16 protein-coding genes are annotated in these 15570 nt (G+C 71.6%); 7 read left to right on the top strand and 9 right to left on the bottom strand.

All coding sequences use genetic code 11. From position 1 onward, the window contains the following. Positions 1-75: 75 nt before the first annotated feature. The 3 genes from Q9R28_RS16120 to Q9R28_RS16110 are packed head-to-tail and all read right to left on the bottom strand — an operon-like array spanning position 76 to position 1964. Positions 76-282 carry a tautomerase family protein gene (locus tag Q9R28_RS16120; protein WP_066656327.1) on the bottom strand — a complete coding sequence of 69 codons (207 nt, stop codon included), beginning with the start codon at positions 280-282 and terminating at the stop codon, positions 76-78. Between the two features lie 39 nt (positions 283-321). After that, complete coding sequence (locus tag Q9R28_RS16115) at positions 322-1224, bottom strand: SDR family oxidoreductase (RefSeq protein ID WP_066656329.1); 903 nt, start codon at positions 1222-1224, stop codon at positions 322-324. Beyond that, positions 1224-1964: an SDR family oxidoreductase gene (locus tag Q9R28_RS16110; RefSeq protein WP_066656331.1), complete on the bottom strand. Its 741-nt coding sequence runs from the start codon at positions 1962-1964 to the stop codon at positions 1224-1226. The genes Q9R28_RS16115 and Q9R28_RS16110 overlap by 1 nt, the downstream gene beginning before the upstream one ends. Positions 1965-2061: 97 nt before the next feature. On the opposite strand from Q9R28_RS16110, the gene Q9R28_RS16105 reads away from it, so the two are divergent. Beyond that, positions 2062-2805 (top strand): TetR/AcrR family transcriptional regulator, encoded by a 744-nt coding sequence (locus Q9R28_RS16105; protein ID WP_311206601.1) that lies wholly within the window; start codon positions 2062-2064, stop codon positions 2803-2805. Continuing rightward, the gene (locus Q9R28_RS16100; RefSeq protein ID WP_209685922.1) at positions 2802-3302 is read left to right on the top strand and encodes a VanZ family protein; all 501 of its coding nucleotides are present in this window, start codon (positions 2802-2804) and stop codon (positions 3300-3302) included. Before Q9R28_RS16105 ends, Q9R28_RS16100 begins: the two co-directional genes overlap by 4 nt. Before the next feature lie 141 nt (positions 3303-3443). Here the strand turns inward: Q9R28_RS16100 and Q9R28_RS16095 are convergent, their stop codons facing one another. From Q9R28_RS16095 to Q9R28_RS16085, 3 genes are all read right to left on the bottom strand, one after another. Beyond that, positions 3444-3734: an ArdC-like ssDNA-binding domain-containing protein gene (locus Q9R28_RS16095; protein WP_209685924.1), complete on the bottom strand. Its 291-nt coding sequence runs from the start codon at positions 3732-3734 to the stop codon at positions 3444-3446. Positions 3735-3783: 49 nt separating this feature from the next. Then, positions 3784-4624 (bottom strand): IS5 family transposase gene (locus Q9R28_RS16090; RefSeq protein WP_311206600.1). Its coding sequence is split into 2 segments (ribosomal slippage): positions 3784-4320 and positions 4322-4624, totalling 840 coding nucleotides; the frame shifts between segments, so codons are not numbered across the junction. A 99-nt stretch (positions 4625-4723) separates the two neighbouring features. Beyond that, a complete protein-coding gene (locus Q9R28_RS16085) occupies positions 4724-5062 on the bottom strand; it encodes a hypothetical protein (protein WP_066656341.1) in 339 nt (112 codons plus the stop codon). Between the two features lie 149 nt (positions 5063-5211). Between Q9R28_RS16085 and Q9R28_RS16080 the strand changes: the two genes are divergently transcribed. Continuing rightward, on the top strand, positions 5212-6027 hold the full coding sequence (locus Q9R28_RS16080; RefSeq protein WP_311206599.1) for a LysM peptidoglycan-binding domain-containing protein: 816 nt from the start codon (positions 5212-5214) through the stop codon (positions 6025-6027). Positions 6028-6092: 65 nt separating this feature from the next. Further along, positions 6093-6614 (top strand): ribonuclease H, encoded by a 522-nt coding sequence (locus Q9R28_RS16075; RefSeq protein WP_126890654.1) that lies wholly within the window; start codon positions 6093-6095, stop codon positions 6612-6614. Positions 6615-6713: 99 nt separating this feature from the next. Here the strand turns inward: Q9R28_RS16075 and Q9R28_RS16070 are convergent, their stop codons facing one another. Both Q9R28_RS16070 and Q9R28_RS16065 read right to left on the bottom strand, forming a co-directional pair. Continuing rightward, positions 6714-6965: a DUF6458 family protein gene (locus tag Q9R28_RS16070; RefSeq protein WP_066656348.1), complete on the bottom strand. Its 252-nt coding sequence runs from the start codon at positions 6963-6965 to the stop codon at positions 6714-6716. A 104-nt stretch (positions 6966-7069) separates the two neighbouring features. Further along, on the bottom strand, positions 7070-9631 hold the full coding sequence (locus Q9R28_RS16065; protein ID WP_311206598.1) for a DUF3516 domain-containing protein: 2562 nt from the start codon (positions 9629-9631) through the stop codon (positions 7070-7072). 182 nt (positions 9632-9813) lie between these two features. On the opposite strand from Q9R28_RS16065, the gene Q9R28_RS16060 reads away from it, so the two are divergent. Beyond that, positions 9814-10836 carry an LLM class flavin-dependent oxidoreductase gene (locus Q9R28_RS16060; RefSeq protein WP_311206597.1) on the top strand — a complete coding sequence of 341 codons (1023 nt, stop codon included), beginning with the start codon at positions 9814-9816 and terminating at the stop codon, positions 10834-10836. A 426-nt stretch (positions 10837-11262) separates the two neighbouring features. Here the strand turns inward: Q9R28_RS16060 and Q9R28_RS16055 are convergent, their stop codons facing one another. Then, on the bottom strand, positions 11263-13749 hold the full coding sequence (locus tag Q9R28_RS16055; RefSeq protein WP_311206596.1) for a glycoside hydrolase family 3 C-terminal domain-containing protein: 2487 nt from the start codon (positions 13747-13749) through the stop codon (positions 11263-11265). Positions 13750-13890: 141 nt separating this feature from the next. Between Q9R28_RS16055 and Q9R28_RS16050 the strand changes: the two genes are divergently transcribed. Together Q9R28_RS16050 and Q9R28_RS16045 are read left to right on the top strand one after the other, a co-directional pair. Then, positions 13891-14493, top strand: coding sequence for a TetR/AcrR family transcriptional regulator (locus Q9R28_RS16050; RefSeq protein WP_081985082.1), 603 nt, complete (start codon positions 13891-13893; stop codon positions 14491-14493). A gap of 198 nt (positions 14494-14691) precedes the next feature. Then, entirely contained in the window at positions 14692-15558 is an 867-nt protein-coding gene (locus Q9R28_RS16045; protein ID WP_066658693.1) for an NAD(P)-dependent oxidoreductase, read from the top strand. Positions 15559-15570 lie beyond the last annotated feature (12 nt).

Below are 15570 nucleotides of genomic sequence, written 5' to 3'. Positions count from 1 at the left end.
GAGGGAGCGCGGATCGACTCCCGGTGCGGGGCGCGGCGGGGCCGTGCTGTCGGTCCCCGCCGCGCCCGGAGATGGTCAGACGCGGCCGAGCATCGCCTCGTTGAGGATGGTGCCGCCGAGCATCCAGCCGCCGTCGGCGACCTCGTCGAGGATGACGAGCGTCGTGGGTCGGGCTCGCTCGCCGTAGACGTCGACGATGGCGTCGGTGACGGCGTCCTGCAGCTTCTTCTTCGACTCCGGGGTCAGGGTGTCAGCGGGGACCTTGATGTTGGCGAAGGGCATGGTGTTCCTCTCGGTGGGGTGTCCCGGACGTTCCGGGGGTCAGAGCGCGGCGTTCGGGGACAGGAGGTCCTCGATGCCGACGCGGTGGTAGAACTCGGATCGGATGCGGTCGGCGACCGCCGAGACGACCTCGCTGCCGTCACGGGAGGGGTCGACGTGGGTCCGGAACGGGCGGGCGCCGTCGGCCAGGCCGACCACGCGCACGATCTCGTCGGCGACGTCCTGCACGTCGGCGTCGGCCGGCACGATCGCGGCGAGGCGGTCGGTCAGGTCGCGCCGGAGCGCCCCGTACTCCGTGTCGTGTTCGTCGACGCGGGCGGTGTCCGTCGGGACGGCGGCGTTCGTGAAGTGGTTCGTGCCCGAGGTGAAGGCGCCCGGGACCACGATCGTGGTGTCGATGCCGAAGCGGATCAGTTCCGCCGCGTAGCTCTCGGCCAGGGCGTCCATGCCGGCCTTCGCCGCGAAGTACGGCGCCAGGAACGGCGGGTGGCCGCCGCGGGTGGCCGAGCTGCCGACCCAGACGACGAGTCCGGACCGGCGCGCCCGCAGGTGTGGCAGGACGGCACGTGCGACGCGCTGGGCGCCGACGACGTTGACGTCGTACAGGGCGGCGAACTGTTCCGGCGTGAACGCCTCGGCCGGACCGTAGGCCATGTGGCCGGCGTTCTGCACCAGCACGTCGATGCGCCCGTGCGCACGGATCACGGTGCTGACCGCCTCGTCGACGGACTGCTCCGACTGCACGTCGAGCTCGACCGCGCCGAGCTGCAGGCCCTCGCGCACGGCGAGGTCGTCGAGCGCGGCACGGGCGGGCGCGTTCCGGCCGTCGACCGCACGCATCCCGGCGACGACGACGTGCCCCGCCCGCGCGAGCGACTCCGCCGTCAGCCGGCCGAAGCCGCTCGACGCGCCCGTGACGAGGACGACCCGCGGCGTCGGCATCAGACCATCCCGCCGTTGGCGCGGATGGTCTGGCCGTTGACCCAGTGCCCGTCGGGCCCGGCGAGGAACGCGACGACACCGGCGATGTCCTCCGGCATGCCGAGCCGTTCGAGGGGCGGGACCTTCGCCAGGGTGTCGATCTGGTCCTGCGTCTTGCCGTCGAGGAACAGCTCGGTCGCCGTCGGCCCCGGGGCCACCACGTTCGCCGTGACGTCCCGGCCGCGGAGCTCCTTCGCGAGGATCATCGTCATGCCCTCGACCGCGCTCTTGCTCGCGACGTAGGCGCCGTAGGTCGGGAACTGCGTCCCCACGACCGACGTCGACATGCCGACGAACGCCCCGCCGGCCCGGAGACGACGGGCAGCCTGCTGCGCGACGACGAAGGTGCCGCGGATGTTCGTCCGGTGCAGTGCGTCGAGGACGTCGAGGTCCTGGTCGGCGATCGTCGACAGCGCAAGGCGGCCGGCGGAGTGCACGACGACGTCGACGCCGCCGTGTTCGGCCTCGACCCGGTCGAACATCGCGGCCACGGCGTGCTCGTCCGCGACGTCGGCCTGCACGGCGACGCCACGGCCGCCCGTCCGCTCGATCTCGGCGACGGTGTCCTCGGCGGCGGCCGTCCCGCTGGCGTGGTTGACGACGACCGTGAAGCCGTCCGCGGCGAGCCGGATCGAGACGGCGCGGCCGATGCCGCGAGAGCCGCCGGTGACCAGGGCGACGCGGCGAGGAGTGGTGCTCATCGTCTGTCCTTTCAGTGATACGCGCAGAGCATTTCGGCGCTACGGCAGAACGTAGCACGGTTACGATCATCGATACAACTTGCGCTACGATCACTGCATGGCCCGATCTGACGAAGCGCTCCGCAGCGCCCTGCTCCGCGCAGCGGAGGACCAGCTGGTCACTGCCCCCGACGGGGACGTCGCCACCCGAGCGGTCTGCGAAGCGGCCGGCGTGACCCAGCCCGTGCTCTACCGGATCTTCGGCGACAAGCGCGGGCTCCTCGACGCCCTCGCCGAGACGGGCCTGCAGCGGTACACCGCTCGGAAGGCCGAGCTCGAGGTGTCCGACGACCCGGCAGCGGACCTGCGCCACGGATGGGACGACCACCTCGCGTTCGCTCGGGAACACGCCGCCCTCTACCGGCTGATGTTCGCCCCACGGCCGTGGGCGAGCAGTTCCGCGCGGGACGGCCTGACCGCGCTGCTCGAACGGACGCTGACCCGGTGCGCGGCCGCGGGCCTGCTCCGCGTCGACGTCCCCGTCGCAGCGACCATGCTGCTCGCCGCCAACGTCGGACTCGCACTCCACCAGATGACCACGACGGCTCCGGACACTGCCGACGACGACGCACTCCGGGACGCGGTCCTCGACGCCGTCCTCATCGAGGCGTCCGCCCGCGACCAGGACGACCTCGACGCGGCTGCTCGTCGCCAGCTCCGCGCCCGGCTCGACGACGACGGGTCGAGCGCGTTGCTCCCCGAGGAGACCGCACTCATGCGGATCTGGCTCGACCGACTCGACCACGAGGCCGACCACGGCCACGAAACCGACCACCACCAGGACCACGAAGGCACCCGATGATCTCCACGTTCCTCGCCGAACACGCACCCCTCGTCCCCATCGGGTTCTGGGTCGCCCTCGCCGTCGCCACGGGGGTCGCCTGGCTGCTCCACCGTCTGCGGCTCCGCGGCGTCCTGCTCGGCCTCTCCGGCCTGTCGTTCGTCGCCGCCCTCGTGCTCACCCTGCTCCCCGACGGTGCCCGCTCTGGCGGCGTCACCTGCACCGTGCAGTTCTCGGTCCCGTTCCAGGGCATCGACACCCTCGCCAACATCGCGCTGCTGCTGCCGCTCGCGCTCTTCCTCAGCGTGGCGACGAGCCGGCCACTCACCGTCCTCGCCGGCACCGTCGCCCTCTCCGTCGCCATCGAGGTCGTGCAGGCCCTCGCACCGGCCCTCGGCCGGCGATGCGACACCAACGACTGGTTCATGAACACCGTCGGAGCACTGCTGGGCGCGGTCATTGCTCTGACCATCCATGCGATCGACCGGCGGCGGCGCGCCGCTTTCGTCCTGGACTGAACCGCTGCCGGATCACGACAGGCGCTGACCGGTCGATGTCCGTCCTCGATCAGGGTGCGATGTGCGCGTGCTCACCTGCCGCAGCAAGAATGGTGAGCGCCCCGACAGGCCTGCCGTCAGCTGCACCGATCGTGTGCGGGATCATCGTCGGCCGAGTCCCTGCCACTTGCGGAACCCGGCGACGCGCGACGCGTCGGGGCGCTGACCGAGGATCAACAACACGTTGCCCAGGCTGTAGGCGTGGAACGCGGACGCGCGCGCGAGGAACGCCGTCCACCGTTCCGCGTCGCGCAAGCTCTCAACCTGCGTCGCGATCGACTCGTGGAGTGCGGCGGCCTGCGCCTTCTTCTCCTCGATGGTGCGGCGGGGCGTCGAGGTCTTCCCGGCCGGACGGAGGGCCGCGGTCTTGGTGGTGCGTGTCGTGGTGATCATGGTTCCTGCTCCTGGGTCGATCGGGGACGATGGGCGGAGCGGGAGGGATCTAGAGCGTGTCTCCTGAATGGTGGGTCCAGGCGATGACGGCGTTGAGCACGACGGCTGAGCGGTGGACGATCGCGAGGTCGTCGTACCTCGTCGCCAGGGCTCGCCATTGCTTGAGGCGACAGAAGCCACGCTCGACGACGTTCCGGTTCCTGTAGTCGATGCGGTCGTAGGTCACGGGTCTCCCGCCGCGGGAACCACGCCGTTTCCGGTGTCCTTGCTGGCCGCGAGGCTCGGGGATCACGGACTCGATACCGCGGTCGCGCAGGTGTTGCCGGATCGCTTTGGATGAGTACGCCTTGTCACCGCGGAGCCGGTCCGGTCGGGTCCGCGGCCTGCCGACCGGACGGGCCACTTCGAGCGCTGCCAGCAGCGGCAGCAGCATCGGTGAGTCGCCGGCTTGTCCGGGCGTGATCAGGGTGACCAGGGGCAGCCCGTGGCCGTCGACGAGCTGGTGGACCTTCGTGGACAGGCCGCCGCGGGAGCGGCCGCATCCGTGATCAGGCGGCTCGAGTCCCGGATCCGTGTGATTCGATGGTTCCCCCTGTGGTGCGGGCGATGTTCGTGGCGTGCTGATGCGCGCGAGCGATCGTGGAGTCCACTGACAACGACCGATCCACCGCCCCAGCCTGGTCCGCGGACGCTGTCACCGCGGCGAGGACCCTGTCCCACGTGCCGTCGCCTGCCATCCGGCGATGCCACTTCCACACCGTCTGCCACGGCCCGAACACCTCGGGCAGGTCACGCCACGCGATCCCGGTCCGATACCGGTCCACGATCCCCTCGACCATGCTCCGAGCGTCCGCAAACGGACGGCCACGTTTGCCTGTCGGACCCGGCATGAACGACTGGATCGAAGACCACTGAGCATCGGAGAGCAGCTGGAATCATCTCACCACTACAGCGCGCCAGCGCTCTACCTGATCTTCAGCAGACACGCCCTAGCCCCGGCGGTCCTCCTCGGACTGCCACGGCAGGTTCAGGTCGCCCGGCTCGGGCTCGACGTCGCCCGCGTCGTCCGCACCGCCGGTGCCGGGTGCCGCCACCACGCGGGACGGGTCGATGCCGTCCTGCTCGAGGTCCTCGCGGCTGCGCTGCTGCGTCTGGGACGCGACCGTCTCCCGTTCGCTCGACGGGCTGTAGGACGTGTCGGCGGCACGCTGCTCGCGGTCGCTCACGCCGTCGACGTCGTCGCTGTGCGCCGCGTCGCGGAGTTCGTCGTTGCGGGCGCGGTCGTCGGACTCGTCGGGGCCGGGCACGTTCGGGATGCTGTCGCTCATGCCCCGCACAGTAGGCCGGGGCTCCTGGTACCGGTTCGGTCACGACGGCCGTGATCCGGTTCCCGCTCGGGTACCGTCGTCCCGACGAAGGGGGCCGGACGATGGGTCGGACGAGGGCACGGGGCACGGCGGCCGTCGCACTGGTGGGGATGAGCACGCTGCTGCTGACGGGCTGCTCGGTGTTCGGCGACGACGCACCGCTGCCGGCGCCGACCGGGCACGCAGCGCCGAGCGCCTCCGCGACGCCGGGGCCCGTCGACGGGTCGGCTGCCGCGGACGACACCGCCCAGCCCGTCGCGGCACCGCAGGCGGTCCCGGCCGGCACGGTGGTCGCGGAGACCGACGCCGTGTCGAAGTCCGGCGACACCGCGGTCCACGTCCGGGTCGTCGCGAACGACCACGGCACGTTCGACGCGGAGCTCTCCGGCTACCGCACCACCCAGCCGCAGCCGATGTCGGTGGAGTTCCGGCGCACGGCGCAGTACGGGGACGGCTACGACGCCCGAGCCGCGGGCACGACGAGGTGGGGCGCGCAGGCCCAGCCCCCGGCCACCGTCAGCCTGTCCGGAGCAGGGGCGGACCCGGACTGGCTGCGCACCGTCGTCCTCGTGCCGGACCAGTCCGACGGTGACGACAGCGACCGCCCGTGGGTCCACAAGGTGCTCGCGATCGGCACGCTGTCCTGGTCGATCCCGGATCCGGAGCCGGATCTCCACGTCACGCTCGGCACCGCTCGCCCGGGTGCCTACGGCTACGCGTTCGACGCCGCCGACGAGACCCTCCGCGGCACCACCGGCACCCCGGTCAGCTACCGCGTCAACCAGGGTGACGACCTGACCACGATCGCGAAGCGCTTCGGGATCACCGTCGCCCAGTTGCGGTGGCTGAACCCGCAGATGGAGACGGAGGGCGACGACTGGGTGATCAAGGGGACCCTGCTCAACCTCGACCCCGCCACGCGCTGATCTGGTGTGCGTCCGTCGGTCGGCTACGCTCGACCAGCACCCCGCACCACCCAGGAGGCCACATCGTGACCATCGTCGCCGCCGCAGACGGCTCCGCCCTCGGCAATCCCGGACCGGCCGGCTGGGCCTGGTACGTCGACGACGACCGCTGGGCAGCAGGTGGGTGGCCGCGGGCGACGAACAACATCGGCGAGCTGACCGCCGTGCTGCAGCTGCTCCGCGCCACGAAGGACACCGGCGAACCGCTGCACATCCTCTGCGACAGCCAGTACGCGATCAAGGCGTGCACCGAGTGGCTCGCCGGGTGGAAGCGCAAGGGCTGGCGGAAGGCCGACGGCAAGCCCGTGCTGAACGTCGAGATCATCAAGGAGCTCGACGCCGAGCTGCAGGGCCGCAAGGTCACCTTCGAGTGGGTCCGCGGGCATGTCGGCCACGAGATGAACGAGGCCGCGGACGTCCGTGCCCGCGGCGCTGCGACCGCCTTCCAGAACCACACCGAGGTGCCGACCGGTCCGGGTTGGCCGGACACCGTCGTCCCGCCCGCTCCGGAGCCGGTGCAGGTCGAACCGCCCGCCACCCTGTTCTGACGAGCCGCACGCCCTGTCGGGCCGCACGACGACGAGCCGCATGACGACGGGCCCGGGCGATGTCCTCGCCCGGGCCCGTCGTCCGCTCGGGACGTGCGCTCAGTAGGTGCCGTCGCGACGGTCCTGCCGGGTGATCTGCTCCCCCGACGCCGGGTCGACGCCCGACCGGGTGGTGGTCGTGGTCCGACGCCCGCCGAACCCGACCGCCAGGCTGATGATGAGCAGCACGACCCCGGCGGCCATCAGGATGTAGCCGATCAGGCGCAGGTCGATGCCGGCGATCTGGTAATCGACCGCGAAGGCGACGATCGCTCCGATGACGATCAGGGCGATGCTCGATCCGATGCGCATGACGGGTCCTTCCGTGGTGCCCCGTCCCGGGTGTCCGGGGCTGGCGTCGAAGGTACCCGGACCGCGGCGGCGAGGTTCCGTGTGATCGCCGAGCGAGGCCGGCCTCAGTCGACGTCGACCTCGGCCCAGCCGTCGAACCGGCCGATCTCGGTGACGCGCACCACGGCTTCACCGGTCTCGTCGGACGCGTCCAGGTCGATCGTCGCCGAGAACCCGAAGTCCTTGTCGCCCTCGGGGTCGGCGAAGATCTGCCGTGCCCGCCAGGTCCGACCCGGTCCGTGCTCGTCGAGCACCAGGTACGCCATCGAGCGGGCGTCGCCGTCGGTCCCGATCGCGTCGTGCTCCTCGTAGTACTCCTCGAGCACGGCGTCCCACTCGTCCTGCCCGAACCCTGCGGCCCCGTCGAGCGCGGCGAGCCCGGCGACGTCGTCGGCCGCCGCGAGCAGCACGCGTTGGAACAGGGCGTTCCGCACGAGCACCCGGAACGCCCTCGGGTTGCCGGTGAGCCGCGCGGGCTGCGGCGGCGCGATCTCGTCGTGCTCCGCCGCGGCCTCCGCGACGGAGCCGTTGACCAGCGCCTCCCACTCGTCGACGAGCGAGGAGTCGGTCTGCCGCACGACCTCGCCGAGCCACTCGATCAGGTCGTCGAGCTCGGGCGTGCGCTGTTCCTCGGAGATGGTCTGGCGCATGGTGCGGTAGGCGTCGGACAGGTAGCGGAGCACGAGTCCCTCGGAGCGGGTCAGCTGGTAGAACCGCACGAAGTCGCCGAAGGTCATCGCCCGCTCGTACACGTCGCGCACCACGGCCTTGGGCGACAGCGTGAAGTCGAGCACCCACGGCTGTTCGGCCGCGTAGGCCTCGTACGCGGCGGTCAGCAGTTCGTCGAGCGGCTTGGGCCAGGTGACCTCCTCGAGCAGCTCCATCCGCTCCTCGTACTCGATGCCCTCGCGCTTCATCCGGGCGACCTCCTCGCCGCGCTCCTTGAACTGCTGCTGCGCGAGGACGGCGCGCGGGTCGTCGAGGGTCGCCTCGACGACCGACACCATGTCGAGCGCGTACGTCGGGGACTCGGGGTCGAGCAGTTCGAAGGCGGCGAGTGCGAACGGCGACAGCGGCTGGTTGAGCGCGAAGTTCACGGGCAGGTCGACGGTCATGCGGTAGCGCCCGTCGACCTTCTCGATCACGCGGGCGTTGATCAGCGTGCGGGCGATCGACAGCGCGCGTCGGGCCATCGCGAGCTGCCGGGAGCGCGGCTCGTGGTTCTCGAACACGAGCGAGCGGACGTCGGCGAAGGCGTCACCCCCGCGGGCGACGACGGCGAGCACCATCGCGTGCGTGATCCGCATCCGGGACACCATCGGCTCGGGCTCGGCGGCGATGAGCCGGTCGAACGACGCCGGCCCCCACGAGACGAACCCCTCCGGCGCCTTCTTCTTCTTGACCTTGTTCTTCTTCTTCGGGTCGTCCCCGGCCTTGGCGACGGCCCGGGCGTTCTCGATCTCGTGCTCCGGCGCCTCGGCCACGACGTCGCCCTCGGTGTCGTAGCCGGCTCGTCCGGCTCGTCCGGCGATCTGGTGGAACTCGCGGGCGGACAGCTGCCGCATCCGGGAGCCGTCGAACTTCGTCAGCCCGGTGAGCAGCACGGAGCGGATCGGCACGTTGATCCCGACCCCCAGGGTGTCGGTGCCGCAGATCACCGGCAGCAGGCCGCGCTGGGCGAGCTGCTCGACGAGCCGGCGGTACTTCGGCAGCATGCCCGCGTGGTGCACGCCGATGCCGGCCCGGATGAGTCGTGACAGCGTCTGCCCGAACCCGGCGCTGAAGCGGAACCCGGCGATCGCGGCGGCGATCTCGTCCCGGCGTTCGCGCGACGCCACCTTCACGGACATGAGCGCCTGCGCCCGTTCGAGCGCAGCGGCCTGGGCGAAGTGCACGATGTAGACCGGCGCCTTCCCCTCCTCGAGCAGACGTTCGACCGTCTCCTGCACCGGGGTCAGCACGTACTCGTACGACAACGGCACGGGCCGCGAGACGCCGGTGACCCGTGCGGTCGGGCGCCCGGTCCGGCGCGACAGGTCGTCGGCGATGGTCGTGACGTCGCCGAGCGTCGCCGACATGAGCAGGAACTGCGCGCGCTCGAGCACGAGCAGCGGCACCTGCCACGCCCAGCCGCGGTCGGGGTCGCCGTAGAAGTGGAACTCGTCCATCACCACGACGTCGACCTCGGCGTCCGGGCCCTGGCGGAGCGCGGTGTTCGCGAGGATCTCGGCCGTGCAGCAGATGATCGGGGCGTCCGCGTTGACGCTCGAGTCACCGGTCACCATGCCGACGTTCTGCGCGCCGAACAGGTCCACGAGCTGGAAGAACTTCTCGGAGACGAGGGCCTTGATCGGCGCCGTGTAGTAGCTGCGCTTGCCCTCGGCGAGCGCGGCGAAGTGCGCCCCGGCCGCGACGAGGGACTTGCCGGTGCCGGTCGGCGTGCTGAGGACGACGTTCGCGCCGGAGACGAGCTCGATGAGCGCTTCGTCCTGCGCCGGGTAGAGCGGTCGTCCGCCCGCCTCGGCCCAGTCGGCGAACGCCTGGTAGACCGCGTCGGGGTCGACGGCGCCGTCGACCGCCGCCGGCAGGGCGGCGAGGAGCGGCGGGGTGGTGGTGACGTCGGTCATGCGCCCATCCTCCCAGGTGGGCGGTGACCGGCAGACGAGCCGGCGGCGGACGGGAGGCACGGGGCCGCTCCGTCACGCATCCGGCGTCCGCACGCACCGACCGCAGGTCGCAGGCCGGAGACGAGCCGCGCCTCCCGTCCGGCGCCCTGTCGGGAATCGATGCGCGCGCATAGACTCAGACCGTGCGCGAACTCGGCTTCCTCTCCTTCGTCCCCAACCACGGCGGCACCGCCGGTGCTGCTGCCGCCCTGGAGGACGGTCTCCGCCTGTTCGAGACGGCCGAGTCGCTCGGGTACGGCACCGGCTGGGTCCGGGGCCGCCACTTCGAGCCCTTCCTGACCAGCCCGATGACGTTCTTCGCGGCGGCCGCCCAGCGCACGAGCACCATCGGTTTCGGCACCGCCGTCCTCGGCATGCGGTACGAGGACCCGATCCGTCTCGCCGAGGACGCCAGCACCGTCGACCTGCTCAGCGACGGTCGGGTGCAGCTCGGCATCAGCACCGGGATCGCCGGGTACGGCCCGATCCTCGACCCGGTGTTCGGCGGGTCGGAACGCAGCTTCCGCGACGAGGCCGAGGTGCGCGCGGCGCGGCTGCTCGAGGTCCTGCAGGGCGAGGCGCTCGGCACCGCGGGGAAGGGCTACGAGAGCATCCCCGCCGGTGCCGACCTGACCCTCCAGCCGCTGTCGCCCGGCCTGCGCGACCGCGTCTGGTGGGGCGGCGGCAGCACGGGCACCGCGGTCCGCACGGCCGAGAAGGGCCTGCTGCTGCACTGCTCGACGCTCAACACCGAGGACACGGGCGCTCCGTTCGCCCAGGCACAGGCGGACCAGCTCACCGCGTACCGCGACCGCTTCGCCGAGCTTCAGGCCACTGGCGAGCACCCCGGCCGCACGCCGAAGGTGGCGGTCGGTCGGATCGTCGTCCCGCTGCTCGACGACCACGACCGCCGGGTGCACGAGGAGTTCCTCACCGGGTACGCGAGCGGGATGGACGACGAGGGGCGCCCCCTGAGCGGTCCGCCGTTCCGGTTCAGCAGGATCGTGTCGGGCGGTGTGGACGAGATCGTCGACGCCCTGGCAGCCGACCCCGCGGTCCAGGCGACCGACGAGCTGGTGATCACCCTGCCGGCGAACGGCGACGCCGCGGCGCACGAACGCATCCTGCGGGTCGTCGCCGAGGAGATCGCCCCGCGGCTGCCCTGAGCACGACCGCTGACGACAGGCACCCGGCCGGGGCTCGAGTCGGGGTGGTGAGGTCCGACGAGCCCCGGGCCGGATGACCATCTCGTCCCTGATCCGTACGGGATGGTGGCATCACTCTTTCACTTTCTGAAGGATTTGTCATCATCACTTCCCCGGGAACGGGCACATGGCCAGTTGCGCACGACAACCCCTGGTCAGAAGCGGAAAGGTACGCTCTCGTACCTTTGCCCACAGGACGACGAATGCGCCCCCGCGCGGACGCGGGGACGCATTCTGGACGCACCGGGATCGACGGGGTTCCACGGCCGGATCAGGAGGCCGCTTCGCTCACACGACGATCCCTCGGTGGTGCGCGCGCCGACGGTAACCAGCCGACTGGCGCGGATTCATGCTACTGAACGCATCCACGACCGTGCGGAAATCGGCTCACTCCAGTTCGAGGGCCGCGGAACCGGCCAGGTCCGCGACCGAGGCACCGACGTGGAGCTCGAACGTCCCGGGCTCGTAGCGCCAGGCGCCGTCCCAGTGTGCGAACGCCCGGGCCGGAACCTCGATCGACACCTCGGTGGACTCCCCTGCCCCGAGCCGGACGGGCGCGAAGCCGACGAGCCAGCGAACGGGACGGTCGACCGACGACTCCGTCCGCGAGGCGTAGACCTGCACGACGTGCTTCCCGGCACGGTCGCCCGTGTTCGCCACGGTCGCGGTGACGATCGCGGCGTCACCCTCCGTCACGGTCGGCGACGCGGCCACGCCGTCGATCGTCCAGGTGGTGTAGCCCAGGCCGTGACCGAACGGGTAGGCGGGCTCGGTGCCGGCGCGCAGCCAGGCACGGTAGCCCACGTGCACGCCCTCGTCGTAGGCGACCTTGCCGTCGACCGGCGTGACGTCCTGCACCGGGACGTCGGCGAGGGTCGCCGGCCAGGTGGTGGGCAGGCGCCCGCCGGGCTCCGCGGCACCGGTCAGGACGTCGGCCAGCGCGTTGCCGTACTCCTGCCCGCCGAACCAGGTCAGGAGCACCGCGGCGACGTCGTTCCGCCAGGGCATCTCGACCGGCGAACCGGAGTTCACCACGACGACCGTGTTCGGGTTCACGGCGGCGACGGCACGGACCAGCTCGTCCTGGTGGCCCGGCAGCGCGAGCGACGAGCGGTCGTAGCCCTCGGACTCGACCTTGCTGTTCGTCCCGACGACGACGATCGCCACGTCGGCGTCGCGGGCCGTCGCGACCGCGGCCTCGACGAGTGCGGCGGGGTCGGCGTCGCTCGGCTCGGTACCGAACTGGTAGGCGAGCACACCGCCCAGCGCCTCGTCCTGCACGATGTCGTGCTCGATCCGGATCGCGAGCTGCTGCCCGGCCTCGACCGACACCGGCACCGAGCGCGCCGGCGGGTTGAGGAACGCCGCACCGAGCTGGTCCCCCTCGACCGGCACGGTCTCGTCGAGCAGGAGCTCGCCGTCGACCCACATGCGCGAGCGGCCGGCGGCACCGATGCCGATCCGTACGGTCCCCGTCGTCTCGGCGGTGTACGTCGTGGTGACGTCGAGTCGGTCGGACTCCCGGATCGGGGCGTCGCCGCCGAACCAGAACAGCGCGGTGGCACGGCGGTCCTCGACGAACAGCTCCTCGCCGCCCTTGACGAACGCCACCCGTGCGCCGGGCTCCCCCGTGGCCGGGTTCGTGATGCTGGACAGCGGGAACTCCGCGATGCCCTCCTGCACCACGGCGCCGATGGCGTGGTCGACCGTCGCGCCGGGGAAGGCCGCTCGGATGCCCTCGATGGGCGTGACGACGTGCTCCGGCACCACCGTCGCAGAACCGCCGCCCTGCGTGCGGGCCTGGTCGGCGTTGTGCCCGAGGAGCGCGATCCGCGACACCCCGGACGCATCGAGCGGCAGGATCCCGGTGTTGCGGACGAGGACGGTGCCCTCGGCCTCGGCCGTCCGCACGAACGCGACGCCGTCCTCGACGTGCACCGGCTGCGCGGCCACGGGCTCGAAGCCCTCGAGCGCGCCGACGCGGGCGGCGAGGGTCAGGATGCGGCGGACCTTGCGGTCGACGGCCTCCATCGGGACCTCGCCCGACTCGACCGCCTGCAGCAGGGGCCCCTGGCTCCACCAGGGGTTCGGCCCGGGCATCGCGACGTCCTGCGACGCCTTCGCCGACTCCACCGAGCGGACGCCGGTCCAGTCGGACACGACGATGCCGTCGAAGCCCCACTCCGAGTTGAGCGGTGTCTCGAGCAGGTCGTTCTCGGACGCGGTGACGCCGTTGATCGCGTTGTAGGACGACATGACCGCCCAGGCGTGCGCCTCGGTCACGGCCTTCTCGAACGCGAGCAGGTACAGCTCACGGAGCGCACGGTCCGACACCTCCGTCGACGCGGTGAACCGGTCGGTCTCGTAGTCGTTCGCGATGTAGTGCTTCGGGGTCGCGGCGACGCCGTTCTCCTGCACGCCGTCGACGTAGGACGCGGCGAGGTCGCCGGTCAGCAGCGGGTCCTCGCTGAACGCCTCGAAGTGGCGACCACCGAGGGGCGAGCGGTGCAGGTTGATCGTCGGGCCGAGGACGACGTCGACGCCCTTCCGGCGGGCCTCGACCGCCGCGGCGGCACCGTAGCGCTTCGCGATCGCGCGGTCCCAGCTCGCCGACAGGGCGGTGGCGGACGGCAGGTTGAGCGACGGGTCGCGCTCGTCCCAGACCTCGCCGCGGACGCCGGACGGACCGTCGGACATCAGGATGCGGCGCAGCCCGATCTTCTCGACCGGCCAGGTCGTCCAGAAGTCGCGCCCGGTCAGCAGCTGGACCTTCTCCGCGGTCGTCAGCTGTCCGACGAGCGCGGCGATGCGCTCGTCCAGCGGCGACGCGGCGGTCGGCCGGGAGGCGCGGGTGGTGTCGTCCACGGTGGTCACGATGGTCGGTCCCTTCGTTGTGCGACGCAGGCGACGGGGCATGACCTCCGCGCGCCATCGTCGGCGGCTGCGGGCAGCGTAGCACCCAAAACCTATCGAAAGTAGGTTTGTTGGGTCTCGAACCCGCTGTACGCTCGCGCCATGGCACGACGGGGTTCGTACGCGAAGGGGATCGCGAAGCGCGAGGAGATCCTCACGGTCGCGCTCGACCTCGTCGCGCAGCAGGGGTTCCGGCGCACGAGCATCAAGGACATCGCCGACGCGGTCGGGCTCACCCAGGCCGGGCTGCTGCACTACTTCGACTCGAAGGACGACCTCTGGGTGGAGATCCTCCGTCGCCGCGACGAGGTCGACCTGGCGCACGACTGGGGCACCGCGGCCGAGGACCCCGGTGCGTTCCTCGCGGCGATCGTCCGGCACAACACCGAGGTCCCGGGCCTCGTGCAGATGTTCGTCAACCTGTCGGCGGCCGCCGCGACCGACGACGAGCACCCCGCGCACGAGTACTTCCGCGAGCGCTACGAGCGCAGCCGGAACGACTTCGCCCGGGACTTCCGCACCATGCAGCAGGACGGCCGGCTCCGCTCCGACGTGGACACCGAGCAGCTGGCGAGCGTGCTCCTGGCGATCTCCGACGGCATGCAGATCCAGTGGCTGTACGACCCGTCGCGGGACATGGCCGACCACGTCGAGCTCGTCGCACGGCTCGCGGTCGCGCAGTCCGTCACGCCCGCCCCGGCCTGACGCCGGCACCCCGGCCCGCCGCGCTCCCGCCGCGCTCGACCGCTCCGGCCCCGGGCCGCGTCGGCCGCATCGCCTGCGTCGCCTGCACCGCCTGCGCCGCCCGGACAGGTACCGCCAGTGCCTGGTCCCCGCTCGGGCGCGCACGGCAGGATGGGGTCCGGCCGACCAGGCCGTCCGACGACGATGTGGAGTGACGCGATGACGCGTGTTGTGGTGACCGGAGGCAGCGGGAAGCTCGGACGGGCGGTCGTCCGCGACCTCGACGAGCACGGGTACGACGTGGTCCTGCTCGACCGGGTGCCCTCCCCCGACAAGCCGGAGCGGGTGCCCTTCGTCCGCATCGACCTGAGCGACTACGGCCAGGTGCTCGGGGCGCTCACGGGCATCGACGACCGCTACGACCGCGTCGACGCCGTGGTGCACCTCGCCGCCGTACCGGCCCCCGGACAGGTGCCCGACGTCGCTCTCATCACGAACAACGTGACCGCGTCGATCAACGTCTTCCACGCCGCCCGTGTCGCCCGGATCAAGAACGTCGTGTGGGCGTCGAGCGAGACCCTGCTCGGCATCCCGATGGGCGAGCACCACCCGCCGTACCTGCCCGTCGACGAGGAGTTCGCGGTCCGCCCGCAGTCCTCGTACTCGCTCGGCAAGGCGGTCGAGGAGGAGATGGCCCGCCACTTCACCCGCTGGGACCCGGAGCTCAAGATGATCGGGCTGCGCTTCTCGAACGTCATGGACGAGACCGACTACCCGTCGTTCCCGTGGGACGCCTCCCCCGAGGCGAAGACCTTCAACCTGTGGTCGTACATCGACTCGCGCGACGGGGCGCAGGCCGTGCGGCGGTCGCTCGAGGCCGAGCTCACCGGGTTCGAGGCGTTCGTCATCGCGAGCCCCGACACCGTGATGGACACCCCGACGATCGAGCTCGTGGAGCGCTTCGTGCCGGACATCGAGCGCCGTGCGGACATCGACGGCACGAGCTCCCTGCTCTCGAGCGAGAAGGCCCGCGAGCTCCTCGGCTACGCCCCCGAGCACACCTGGCGGAACCACCGCTCGCGCTGACCGTTTCCGCGG

It is taken from the genome of Curtobacterium sp. BRD11 (assembly GCF_031844345.1).
Taxonomy (GTDB): Bacteria; Actinomycetota; Actinomycetes; order Actinomycetales; family Microbacteriaceae; genus Curtobacterium.
This window is presented reverse-complemented; position numbering and strand designations above follow the sequence as displayed.